General features: G+C 60.0%; 14 protein-coding genes. 12 read left to right on the plus strand and 2 right to left on the minus strand.

What is annotated here, in order from left to right; genetic code table 11:
• The first annotated feature begins 24 nt into the window (after nucleotides 1-24).
• The 12 genes from AB4Y87_RS06660 to AB4Y87_RS06715 all read left to right on the plus strand — a co-directional run bounded on the left by AB4Y87_RS06660 (nucleotide 25) and on the right by AB4Y87_RS06715 (nucleotide 11248).
• Nucleotides 25-996, plus strand: a complete 972-nt coding sequence (locus AB4Y87_RS06660; protein ID WP_442003636.1) for a Gfo/Idh/MocA family protein — start codon at nucleotides 25-27, stop codon at nucleotides 994-996.
• Nucleotides 989-1984, plus strand: a complete 996-nt coding sequence (locus AB4Y87_RS06665) for a LacI family DNA-binding transcriptional regulator (RefSeq protein WP_442003637.1) — start codon at nucleotides 989-991, stop codon at nucleotides 1982-1984. The genes AB4Y87_RS06660 and AB4Y87_RS06665 overlap by 8 nt, the downstream gene beginning before the upstream one ends.
• A complete protein-coding gene (locus tag AB4Y87_RS06670) occupies nucleotides 1981-2547 on the plus strand; it encodes a VOC family protein (protein WP_442003638.1) in 567 nt (188 codons plus the stop codon). The genes AB4Y87_RS06665 and AB4Y87_RS06670 overlap by 4 nt, the downstream gene beginning before the upstream one ends.
• A 4-nt stretch (nucleotides 2548-2551) precedes the next feature.
• Nucleotides 2552-3454 (plus strand): sugar phosphate isomerase/epimerase family protein, encoded by a 903-nt coding sequence (locus AB4Y87_RS06675; protein WP_442003639.1) that lies wholly within the window; start codon nucleotides 2552-2554, stop codon nucleotides 3452-3454.
• Nucleotides 3451-4443: a Gfo/Idh/MocA family protein gene (locus AB4Y87_RS06680; protein ID WP_442003640.1), complete on the plus strand. Its 993-nt coding sequence runs from the start codon at nucleotides 3451-3453 to the stop codon at nucleotides 4441-4443. The genes AB4Y87_RS06675 and AB4Y87_RS06680 overlap by 4 nt, the downstream gene beginning before the upstream one ends.
• A gap of 71 nt (nucleotides 4444-4514) precedes the next feature.
• Entirely contained in the window at nucleotides 4515-5714 is a 1200-nt protein-coding gene (locus tag AB4Y87_RS06685; RefSeq protein WP_442003970.1) for an MFS transporter, read from the plus strand.
• 107 nt (nucleotides 5715-5821) lie between these two features.
• Complete coding sequence (locus AB4Y87_RS06690; RefSeq protein WP_442003641.1) at nucleotides 5822-7084, plus strand: ABC transporter substrate-binding protein; 1263 nt, start codon at nucleotides 5822-5824, stop codon at nucleotides 7082-7084.
• 58 nt (nucleotides 7085-7142) lie between these two features.
• Complete coding sequence (locus AB4Y87_RS06695; RefSeq protein WP_442003642.1) at nucleotides 7143-8057, plus strand: carbohydrate ABC transporter permease; 915 nt, start codon at nucleotides 7143-7145, stop codon at nucleotides 8055-8057.
• Entirely contained in the window at nucleotides 8054-8914 is an 861-nt protein-coding gene (locus tag AB4Y87_RS06700; protein ID WP_442003643.1) for a carbohydrate ABC transporter permease, read from the plus strand. The genes AB4Y87_RS06695 and AB4Y87_RS06700 overlap by 4 nt, the downstream gene beginning before the upstream one ends.
• Complete coding sequence (locus AB4Y87_RS06705; RefSeq protein ID WP_442003644.1) at nucleotides 8911-9897, plus strand: Gfo/Idh/MocA family protein; 987 nt, start codon at nucleotides 8911-8913, stop codon at nucleotides 9895-9897. Before AB4Y87_RS06700 ends, AB4Y87_RS06705 begins: the two co-directional genes overlap by 4 nt.
• Before the next feature lie 61 nt (nucleotides 9898-9958).
• Nucleotides 9959-10708 carry an SDR family NAD(P)-dependent oxidoreductase gene (locus AB4Y87_RS06710; protein ID WP_442003645.1) on the plus strand — a complete coding sequence of 250 codons (750 nt, stop codon included), beginning with the start codon at nucleotides 9959-9961 and terminating at the stop codon, nucleotides 10706-10708.
• A 75-nt stretch (nucleotides 10709-10783) separates the two neighbouring features.
• A complete protein-coding gene (locus tag AB4Y87_RS06715) occupies nucleotides 10784-11248 on the plus strand; it encodes a VOC family protein (RefSeq protein WP_442003646.1) in 465 nt (154 codons plus the stop codon).
• Between the two features lie 176 nt (nucleotides 11249-11424).
• Here the strand turns inward: AB4Y87_RS06715 and AB4Y87_RS06720 are convergent, their stop codons facing one another.
• A complete protein-coding gene (locus tag AB4Y87_RS06720; protein ID WP_442003647.1) occupies nucleotides 11425-11685 on the minus strand; it encodes a type II toxin-antitoxin system RelE family toxin in 261 nt (86 codons plus the stop codon).
• Complete coding sequence (locus AB4Y87_RS06725) at nucleotides 11682-11948, minus strand: type II toxin-antitoxin system Phd/YefM family antitoxin (protein ID WP_442003648.1); 267 nt, start codon at nucleotides 11946-11948, stop codon at nucleotides 11682-11684. Before AB4Y87_RS06725 ends, AB4Y87_RS06720 begins: the two co-directional genes overlap by 4 nt.
• Between the last annotated feature and the right edge of the window lie 116 nt (nucleotides 11949-12064).

Genomic DNA, 12064 nt, shown 5'->3' on the forward strand with positions numbered 1-12064 from the left:
AAGGGGGTATTGCGGTTGACTCAAGTGCGCACAATCATTCTTGGTGCTTCCCATTGGCACGTTCCGCTTTATGCGCAGGCCATTGGTGAAGAGCACAACGTCCTCGGAGTCAGTGACGAGGACGTGTCCATCGTCCAGGGACTTGCCGACGGCTGGGGGGCGCCGGTTGAAGCTGACTGGCGGAAGCTAGTGGACCTTCCCGATGTTGGCCTTGCCTATGTGTTTGGCCCCCACGATGGCATGGCGAAGAAGTGTTTTGCCCTGATAGAACGCGGTATTCCGTTCGTGGTGGAAAAGCCGCTGGGAACTTCGCTTGCCCAACTTTCTGCCGTACGTAATGCCGCCGAGGCAGCTGGCGTGCCCGCCACAGTACCCTTGGTCCAGCGGGGCGGCCCGACCGACCGATGGCTGGCTAAAGCTGGACGACCGACGTACCAGCGAACATCTTTCATCGCAGGACCACCATCCCGGTATCTCTCCAACGCAAACCCCTGGATGCTCGACCCCAGCAAGGCCGGCGGAGGATGCTTGGCCAACCTCGGTCCACATTTCGTTGATCTGTTCCTTCAGGGCTGCGATGAGTCAGCGGCACACATCCAGTCCCGGCTCTCGTCGGTCCTTCATGACCAGGCTGTTGAGGATCATGCCAGTTTGATCATCACCACGCCGGCCGGACGCGAAGCCATTGTGGAGGTTGGTTACGCATTCCCCGGTTCCCCGCTCAAGCGCTACTGCAGCTTCACTTCGGTCGGAGAAGCGGGATTCGCGTCCGTCGATTCAGACGGCACAGCTACCTTCACAGCGCTGGACGGCACCACGGAATCCGACAAGATCGATGTGGACAGCGACCCGCTCTACGACCCCTTCGTGCGGAGTGTCGCACGGACACTGGATGATGGATTCCGGGGCCTGCCCACGCTGGCCCAGCTCGAGAATGTCATGCGGCCCATTTGGCGGGCCTATGACGACCAGCACGGAGGAAATGAACATGCCTGACTTGAGTATCGACGTCGTTGCAAAAGCTGCCGGTGTCCACCGGTCAACAGTCTCCCGGGCGTTCTCACGCCCTGAGGCGGTGAAGAGTGAAACACGCGAGCACATCCTCCGGGTCGCCGAGGCACTCGGCTACACAATGAGTCCGCTGGCGCAGGCGCTCCGTCGAAAGACCAGCACCATCATTCCTCTGATTGTCCCTGACATTACGAACCCGTTCTTCGCAGAACTTGCCAAGACAATGACACAGGCAGCTGACGAGCGCGGCTACCAACTCATGCTCTGCGTCACCAACGGCGACCCGGCCAAGACCGATGGATACTTCACAGCGATGCAGGCGATGTATGCCCCGTTCGGGATTGTGGCGCCCTCCACGAAGGTGGATTCCGAAGCCCTGAAGCGTTTTGCCTTCGGCCATAAGGTGGTGGTGATCGACCGCGTGGAAGGCGACGACTCCGTTCCTACGGTCACCGTCGACAGCCGCAAAGGAATCATGCTGGCGTTGGACCATTTGCATGCTTTGGGACACACCTCGATCGGCTACGTTTCCGGTATCGCCGGGACACATACGGCCCAGGACCGTATGGACGCCTATCTGGAGCTCACCGCCCAAAGCGGCAGCGCGCCTGTGGTGCTGGACAGCGGGTCAGACCTGGATGCGGGAACGCGCGGGGCAGAGCACTTCCTGCAGATGGACAATCCGCCGACGGCCATCATCGCGGCCAACGACATGGTGGCCTTTGCAGTGATCTCGGAACTCGGTCGGAGCGGCCTGCGGGTACCGGACGACGTGTCGGTCATCGGGTTCGATGGGCTCGCTCTCGGTGCGCGCTTCAACCCTCCCCTGACAACAGTGCGGCAGCCCATCGCCGACATGGGACATATCGCGATCGAACTGGCAGAAAAGCAGAATGTTGACGGCTCCGTGGACCACATCGTCCTCGAACCTGAGCTTCTGGTGCGCGGCTCCACCTCGGGACCTCGAAAATGAGTGGGGCAGGGGAGTCGACGCTCCGGYGTCTGCCGGGACTCCAACACACGGACCACGTCGGACTGACGGTTCCAAACCTTGACGAGGGCGTTCGGTTCTTCGTCGAAGTGCTCGGAGCTGAAGAGCTATACCGCTCCGAACGCGGGCCCGACGAAGATTTTATGCCCTCGAACTTCGAAGTCCCGGCAGATGCCAAGCTCACACTCGCCATGCTGAGACTGCCTCCGAACCTCAACATCGAGCTTTTCGAGTGGAGCAGCGCTGAGCGGCGCGAGACGCCACCGCGTCATTGCGACGCCGGTGGCCACCACCTGTGCTTCGTCGTGGACGACGTCGATGAAGCCATCGAAGTGCTGCAGGAGACACCAGGGGTTCGCGTGCTCGGGGAACGCAAGGAAGTCGCAGGTGACAGCCCTCGTGTAGCCGGCAACCGCTGGACCTACTTCGTTACCCCTTGGGGACTGCTGATGGAGATCGTGGATCGGTCCCGCGTCGCAGCCCCGCCCCGGCTGGTCGGTCCCGCGGACTGGGCAGCAACAAGAAAGACGTCAGAAAGGACATGAAACCATGCGGCTAGCTGGTCACACACTAGGCACCCCGGACCACACGGTTCCCCAAGCAATTAATCTCTTCCGATCGGTGGGGCTCGACGCCGCCGAAGTCATCTACCAGGATGACTACAAGTCCGGGTTGCCTTTAAGGGACCATCGCGCCGCGATGGAGGCACTGAAAGCGGCCGAAGGCGCAGGTGTACCCATTGTGGGTCTCACGCCATACACCACCGCCATTAATGCCCTGGACGACGTGGAATGGCGCAAAGCAGTCGACGAATTCCGCGGCGCCATAGAGACCGCACACCTGCTCGGCGCCGACCGGGTCCGTGTTTATGCAGGTTCCTGGCACCCCGGTGACAACGATCATGCGGCACGGTGGGCGAAACTGCGTCAAGCCTTGGAAACCCTCGCGCCTGAAGCAGACCAGGCGGGGGTTCGCCTTTGCGTTGAAAACCACTTCGGCACTATGACCCAGACCGCTGCGGACACCGCTGCATTGGTCCGGGAAATCGCCCATCCTGCCGTCCGCGTTCTCTATGACCAGGCCAACCTGACATTCACGCACGACGAAAACTACGAAGAAGCCTTCGCAATCCAAGGCGACCTGATAAGTCACGTCCACGTAAAGGACCTCGTCTTCACCGATCCCAACGCCACCTTCCGGGCCACTGAAACAGCCCGAGTCAACGCTTCCGAGCGGGCGGTCTGCTCCCGCGTCGTGGGAAGCGGCGTAGTTCCCTGGTCCCAGATCCTCGCCACGTTGCTGCAGCACGGCTACGACGACGTGCTGAGCATCGAGCTTGAATACCGGTGGCACCCCCAAGACCTCCCTGCGCCCGAAGATGGCTTCCGCCAATCCGCCGCAGTCCTGCGCTCAATGCTCTCTGATCTCGCTGAAGTAAGGAACGCCCGATGAACACCAATCGTCTCCGCGTCGGAGTTGTCGGCGCGGGCAACATCGCCACCATCGCCCAATTACCCACCCTCGTACAACGCGACGACGTCGAATTGGCCGCCCTCGTCTCCCGGCGTGAAGATCCCAGCGCTCTGATGCGGCGCTGGGGCTTCGACTCCTCCTACAAGACCGTCGAGGAAATGCTGGCCTCACAGGAACTGGATGCTGTCTTTGTCCTGACACCACGCGCTGAGCACGCCCACGCCGTCCAACTGTGCCTTAATCACGACGTCGACGTTTTCTGTGAAAAGCCATTGGCCCCGGCAACCGATGAGGCAGAACGCCTTGCAGATCTCGCCGACGAACGCGGTCGGGTGCTCATGGTCGACTTCAACCGCCGCTATGCGCCCGTCTATACAGCCGGCAGGGAAATTTTCGGAACCAACGGCGCCACCTTCTGCGTCGCCCAGAAAAACCGCCCCGGATCTGAATACCGCGCGACGTTCGAGAACGCCATTCACATGGTCGATCTCCTCCGCTGGTACTGCGGCGGCGAGCCTGAACACGTCACCGCCCACGCCGCCGGTGACGACCCTTGGGAAGAAGACGGCCTCGCAGCAACCATCCGCTTCAGCACGGGGAACACAGGCGTCTTGATGGCGGCCCGTACAGCAGGAGCTTGGAACGAAAAGCTGGACGCCTACGGTGACGGAAAGACCGTCGAAGTCAGGGCACCCGAAACGGTTTCCACCACGATCAACGGCGTCACGACATCACGGGAACTTAGCGCCGAGGCATATGGCTGGGCTACTGCGACAGACACCCTCGGATTCTCGGCTGCCGTTCACCACTTCCTGGACCGGGTCGCCGACAGGGGACAACCGCTGACTTCAGGCCGCGAAGCCGTTCACACGCAACGCCTGCTGGACCGGATTCTCGCTTCCGCCGGCTTGCCCACAGAAGAACAAGCCGGCCGCGAATGGGCCAGCCACGCAGTCAGCGGAAGCTGAAGCACCAGGCGAGCCCGCCCAGCCTCACGTCAGGTCCACTAGGGCGGTTCACCGTTCTTATCGGTATTCTGCTGGTCGCCTTCAGTGCCAGGCAAGCGGTTTCGGCGGCATCCCCACTCCTTGACTCAATTGGTAAGGACCTTCCACTCGATGCCGTGTCAACAGGGACGCTGGGGATGCTGCCGACGGCCGGCTTCGCCTTAGTAGGCTTTCTGGCTCTCCCGCTCGTGCGTCGCATCCAGCTCGAGCATCTGCTATTAGTTGCACTCCTGCTGACAACGTTGGGTCAGGTCGGACGCGCACTGGGTTGGACCACCCTGGTCTTTTTGGCTTTCACCTGGATCGCCATGCTGGGCATCGGGATGGTCAATATCGTGGTTCCGCCGCTTCTGATGAAGTACTTTCCCAAGAGAATCGGGCTTCTTTCAGCCCTTCACGTGACTCTCCTGGGCGTCAGCACGGCCATTGCCGCCCAATGTGCCACACCCTTTGCCAATCTTTATGGCTGGCGGTTGTCAGTCGGCATTTGGGCGGGCTTCAGCGCAGTCGCAGCCCTGCCCTGGCTGATGGTTCTTGCCGGGAAGTGGAAAGGTGAGCGCAGCGCGAAGCCAATAAGTCGTGACCCTCCAGCGCCACCTGATAGGGCGATAAAGCCCTGGCGATCCTCGGTCGGCTGGGGTATGGCGCTAATTTTCGCCGGCTGCTCAAGCAATACCTTTGCAGCCCTGATGTGGCTTCCGGCTGTTTTTGTCGACCGGGGGATGAGCGGGGAAACGGCTGGCTCTATGCTTGCGCTCTATTCAATTATCGGCCTGCCTGTGGGTCTGATCGCGCCTCTGGTGGTAGCGCGAATGCCGCGCCCTATGCCCATTGCGGTCCTGTTCGTTGTCGCGTTCGCCATCGGCTACGCAGGCATCGTCTTTGCTCCACCAGCTTCTGGAGTGGTGTGGGTGGTCGTTGCTGGGTTGGGCCAGGGTGCCTATTCCTTTGCGTTCACGATGATCAACAAACGCAGCAGAACGGAAGCTGGCTCGGGGGCACTATCGGGGTTCGCCCAGGGAGTCGGTTACGCCCTCGCCGGCATCGGCCCACTGCTTTTTGGTCTCCTGCACCAACCAGGCGATAACTGGTTACCCTCTTTCAGTATGCTCGGAGCCTGGCTTTTGGTGCTGACGGCGGGAGCCATAATGATCAACAAACCACGCTGTCTTGACGATGTACGCCAAACCGGCACACCAGAGCATCAAGCGCCTCGCCTCCGGATCAAATAAATCCTTGACAGACCCCTTCGGCCGTCTTATGTTTATTGCAACCGATCTCAGCAACCGATCTCATTCGGACTGACGCTAAATGCAACCGATCTCAAAGGAGAGACGCAATGATGAGAAGCTCAGGCACTTTGACCGCCGTTGCCCTTGCCGCAGTACTACTGACAGGCTGCTCGAGCACCTCGGGCGACGCAGGCAACGACAAAGAAGATGGTCCAGTGGTATTGACGTACTGGGACTTTATGGACCCGAGCCAGAACAATCCGCGGGCCGCGGCGCTGAAGCAAAACATCGAGAACTTCGAGAAAGAAAATCCCAACATCGATGTCCAGTTGTCCACGGTTTCCTTCGGAGACATGATCAGTAGGCTCCCGCAGGCGGCAGCAGCGGGCCAGACACCTGACGTGGTCAAAATGTTCGCCCCGGTAGTCCCACAGATTGCTGCCGCCCAGGTCTATCAACCGCTCCCGGACGAAGCTAAGCAGGTCACAGACTGGCTGCGCCCTGCAGACAAGCTGGCGGACAAGGACGGGAAGCAGGTAGCGGTGCCGTACGACTACCGGACCTGCACGCTGTACTACAACGACAAGACCCTCAAGCAGATCGGAGCGGCTGTCCCCACCACCTGGGACCAGGTGGCGGATGTCGCCGGAAAAGCAGCAGCCGCTGGCTACACAGGGTTCGGCACGGGCTTCTCCGGTGTCGATAACTCCGCGATCATCTCGACATTTTTTGATTGCTTCATGAGTGAGGTGGGACAGGACATCTCGGATAAGGACGGCAAAGCCGCTTTTAACACCGAAAAAGGTAGAGAATTCGCCGACTTCCTTGTCAAGCTCAAGAAAGCCGGAGGCATGTCAAACAGCGTTGTCGGCGACCAGTACTCCACCGTCACCGATGGCCTGCAGAACGGCACAGTTGCTATGGCGGTCCTTGGAACAGAACGCCTTCTGACACTGCAGAAGGCCAACCCAGACATCAAGTCCGCCACTCTTCCCAAGGCTTCGAATGGTTCGGACACGGGATCGACCTTCGGCTGGACCCTTGGCATAGGTGCGGGAAGCAAGCATGCCAAGGCGGCTTGGAAGTTCATTGAATACATGACCGGACCGAAGGCTGGTGCGTTGATGGCAACCGGAGGTGACGTACCCACTCGTTCCGCGACCTTCAAGGAGCCATACTTCAGCACGCCCGAAGCGAAGACGGTATTGGATGTGAGCAAGTTCGTTGAAGAACACAGCGAGCCCCACACCTACCCGGACAACTGGATCGCCATTGCAAGTGGCCTCGCCGGAGCCGGCCAGGAGTTGTACCTCAACAACCGGTCAGCGGACGAATTCATGAAGATTGCCCAGGACGCGGCCAACAAGTGAGCCTCGATCCCGACAGGAACATCGACGTAACTGCGCTGGTCCCAGGAAAGCGAAACCCATGTCAGTGACACAAGCACCCCGCACGGCGCGGAGCATCACGCCCCCTGCCAGATTGGCCCGGAAAGACCGCGCTGTATGGCTCTATGTCGTCCCGGTCGTAGCGGTGTTCCTCTTCGTTTTCGTCGGGCCCCTGATCTACACGGCCTGGACTGCCCTGCACGAAACCACGTACTACCAGATCAAAGAGTTCTCCGGGCTGAATTCATTCACGGAGCTCTTCTCAGACAAGGATCTACCAAAACAAATCGGTACCACTCTTGCCTTCTCACTTGGTGCGTTGGCAATCGCCCTGCCGCTTGGGTTTGCCTCCGCAGCGGTATTGAACAAGATCATCCGCTTCAAGCGGACGGTTCGAAGCCTGTTTCTGCTTCCTTGGCTGATGTCACAAGCCACCGTCGGCACCCTTTGGCTATGGTTCCTCAATCCCAACTATGGTCCGGGCACAGCAATCACCAAGGCTTTGGGCTTCGGCCCCACGGACGTGTTCTCATCGCCCGGTTCTGCCTTGGTGGCTGTAACCCTCATCACAGCATGGTGGTCCTATCCTCAGGCCATGGTTCTGTTCCTTGGTGCCCTGCAGACCGTTCCGAATGAACTTTACGAGAGCCTCCGCGTCGATGGGGGAAACGCCTGGCAGGGATTCGTGAACATCACGCTACCCTTCCTCCGGAACACCATCGTCTCGGTCGTCGTCGTCCTGCTCATGCTCTATGTACAGATGGTGACCATCATCCTGGTCACTACGCGAGGCGGCCCGCTCGGCGGCACGGAAACCCTCTCCATGCGCGTATTCAACAAGACATTCCAAGACTTTGACCTCTCGGGAGCCTCGGCAACTGCCATTCTGCTCTTCGCTATCAACATCGCGCTGACCCTGGTAGCCATTCGATTCCGACGGAAGGACACGCTGTGACTGCTGCAATCCCGGCCAAACGACGACGTCCTGGGCAGGTTCTGCGGCGGGTACCCATCTGGGTAATTGTTGCTGTAACGGCAGCCCTTGTGTTGCCTCCAATCCTTTGGATATTGTCGACCTCCCTGAAGACTGAAGCCAATACCGTGGCTTTCCCACCGGTGTGGATCCCGGCCCCATTCTCCTTCGACAGCTACGCGGGCCTGTTTACCTCCGCTAATGTCCGCTTCTTTGCGAACTCACTCATCTACGCCATTGGATCGATTGTTCTCGCCTTGGCAGTATGTGTACCGGCAGCGTACGTCGCCACCCGTTTCCGCGGCCGTCGTATGGAAAGCCTCATGACGGGCATTCTGGTGCTGTCTATGGTTCCGGGTGTTGTAGTCTTCATCGCGCTCTATTCCATGTTTGTCAAAACGTCCCTCATTAACAGCTACCCTCTGCTGATCCTGGTTTACACGGGCATAATCTGCGGACAGACGATCCTGTTTCTTCGCAATTTCATCGAGAACATTCCGGTTGAGATCGAGGAAGCTGCGGCAATTGATGGCTGCAGTCGACTTCAAATACTTATACGGATTGTGCTGCCACTGATCCGTCCGGGTATAGCGGCCGTAGCAATCTTCATCTTTGTGTTCGTCTGGAATGACTTCCTCGTCGGAACCGTCCTGGCAACCACCGAGGACATGAAGACCGTGCAGAACGGCATCGTCCGGTATATCTCAACCGGCTTCGGCAACTTCTGGGCGTCCTTCGGCGCGTTCGTTATTGTCGCGTTCATTCCCGTCCTGGGCATTTTCGTCGCATTCCAACGCTGGTTCATCGCGGGCCTGACCTCCGGTGGTGTCAAATCATGAGCGCACAGGCAACTGCTCCTCGTGTAGCCGTCGTCGGAGGGGCCGGCTGGGCAGGATCACGGCACGCGCGCGCATTCGCCGCGGCGGGGGCCGACGTCGCAGTCATTGTAGAGAAGGACGAGCGTGGCATTGCGCTCGCTCAGGTGTTAGGCGCACAGTTGGTGCCCAGTGCCCAGGAACTCGACCCTGAGCACCTGGACCTGGTTGTCGTAGCATTGCCCACTACGGTGCAGCCGCTCATAGTCGCAGATTTGCTGAACAGGGGATTCCGTGTGTTGACGGAAAAGCCGGTAGCTGCAGATGCCGAAGGCGCTGCGGTCATGGCTGCCGCTTCTGGTGTAAATGAGAGGCTTATGGTGGGGTACACGCTTCACCATCATCCCGCCGCTTCAATTGCCTCTCAATGGGTCAGGAACAACGACGTGATCGCTGTTTGTGTTCGTTCGGTCGCCCATAAAAAGGACATCAACTCGTGGCGCGCTGACCCGAAGGAGGGTGGCGTCGCCGTCGTGAATGGCATTCACGCCATCGAACTGGTCTCATCATGGTTTGACGGTGACCCAAAGGTGCTGACTACCAGTACCAGCAGCAGCCTGTATGGGTCCCCGGTGCCAGAGCATGTCATATCCGCCCTCGAATTTCCTGAGGGTGCCGTATTCACGATGCAGAGCTACTGGTCTCCCTGGCAGGAGCCGGAAGGTCTCAACCAGGGCGATTGGAGCCTCACCATCGATGTCCTGGCAACTACAGGCCGGCTGTTGTGGTCCAACGATTCAGTTCACATCTGGGACCGTGACGGTGGCCATTCCGTGAACACTTTCGAGCCCTCGGATCTCTTCCTTCGCCAGGCAGAGGCGGCGATAAAGTTCTGCGCGGGTGAAAGTCCCGCAGTCGGGTTCGCTCAAGCACTCCACGCTACAGAAATCGCCGATGCCCTCCTGGCAGCGGCAGTTTACGGCGCTGAGGATGTGGTTACCCCGTAGCATCGCGAAAAACTAGACAGTGGCACCGGCCGAACTGAGCAATACCAAGTAAGGATTGAAAATGAGCCTCAAAGACCAAGTGGTTTTGGTAACGGGATCGAGTGGGGGAATCGGCGACGCCGCCGTCAGCGCACTCACAGCGGCAGGCGCCGTCGTCATCGGCGGGGACCGGTCCCCTAAAGAGGGCCAATCGCTAAAGGAGTTCTACCCCCTCGACATCACGTCGGAAGAACAATGCGCGACCCTTGTTAAGGACATCGCAGCCAAATATGGTCGAGTAGATGTCCTCATTCATGCAGCCGGAGTGCTGGGCCCCACCCCCAACATCATGGAAACAACCACAGAAGAATTCGACTCAATTCTGAGGATCAACGCCACGGCGACCTTCACGATGGTGCGGGAGACCGCCAAGTCCATGCTTGAGTCCGGCACGGCCGGCGCCATCGTCGTCCTGTCCTCCGTCGCGGCCAAAGAAGCACGCCTCAATTACTTGCCGTACAACGCGAGCAAGCTCGCCGTTCTGCACATCATGTGGTCATTCGCCGAACTGCTTGGGCCTGACGGCATCTCAGTCAACGCCATCGCCCCAGGCCCGGTGAACACACCCATGCGGGCACAGTTCGACAAGGATTCCGGCTCGGGAGCGGCTGCCAGCAGGGCAAAGAGGGCAGCCCAACTGCCGATGCGCCGGTTTGCCGAACCCGAGGAAGTCGCCCGCGCCATCCTTTTCCTTGCCGATCCGGACAACCGCTACATCACGGGAGTGTCTCTTGATGTGGCAGGGGGAGCACATCTGGGAATCGGAACCTGAATCACCAGGCGCGGGGTTTCACAAACCTTGAGGCCCCGTCAGGGCCGAGCCCCTCCGCAATTAACAGGGAGCGAAGTGAAAGCCGAAATCAGACATCATCACACTGCCCTTCATGTCGCGGACCTGGAGCGTAGCGCACGGTTCTATGCCGACGGGCTCGGACTGATCCGTTCGGAGGCTTGGACGTCAGGGTCCTACATAGGCGAACTCTTCGGCCGTCCGGGCGTGAAGGTCAGAGCGCTGCTCCTCACGACGCCTGACGGAACCTTTCAGCTGGAACTCGTCCAGGTCGAGGATCCTCCAACCGCCATCAACCCCACTGAGGCGCAGCCGGGAACGGCGCACCTTGCCTTCACGGGTGTTGATGTCCGGAAGGTGTTCGCTGAGATGACAGCGCTCGGATATGGCGCGTTGTCCGAACCGGTTAAGCCGGATTCCGGCCCAAACGCAGGGGGTCTGCTGATCTACTTGCTCGACCCAGATGGTAACCGAGTGGAGCTCATTCAGGCGCCGGACTGGCAGGATCGCGACACACCCTGACAAACAACACGCGCACTAAATCCGGAGCCTCTTAGGAGGTCGACCGAGAAGGGCCACAAATGAAACGGGCCCTGAGCCTTATCGATAACGACGCTGGCCGTCGACGCGGTGAATGGCGACCTCGCCGCGTGCTCAAGACAACCTGACAGCGCCTGACTTGGCGGTATCGTCCTTGCCTAGTGCTGGTAGATGTCCCGCCGGTGGCCCAGGGCGACAACCAGGACGATCAGCTGCCCGTCCCGGATCTCGTAGATGATCCGGTAATCGCCGGTGCGCACGCGCCAGTCGCCGCTGCTTCCGGCGAGCTTCTTCGCCCCCGGCGGGCGCGGGGTTTCGGCGAGGAGTTCGATGGCGGCCTGGATCCGCCGGCGTGCATCGGGTGGGAGTTTGCGCAACTGCCGCAGCGCGGCTGGCGCGACCTGCACGGCATAGCTCACGCCAGGCCCAGTTCCGCCTTGACTTCCTCCCAAGGCACCGGGCCTTCGCCGGTGTCGGCCATTTCGGCCCGCGCCGCGTTCGCCGCCCGGAGGTCTTCCAGGTCTTCGGCGGCTTCAATCAGCGTGGCGAGGTCTTCGGCGTCGATTAGCGCCGCGACGCGGCGGCCACGGCGCAGCAGATACACCGGTTCATGGCTCACCCGGGCGGTATCGACTGCCTCCGAGAGTCGGCTCCGTGCGTCCGTCACAGTCATTTCGCTCATGCCCAATCTTAGACTCGCTAGCGCTGAAATGTACATCAGCGCGGAAAGCGCCGAAACCACGATACTGGATGTTCCGTTTTTTCTGCCATGTCGTGGAGGAAATCCAAGTCCTTCGC

This window comes from Paenarthrobacter sp. RAF54_2 (genome assembly GCF_052113945.1).
Taxonomy (GTDB): Bacteria; Actinomycetota; Actinomycetes; order Actinomycetales; family Micrococcaceae; genus Arthrobacter.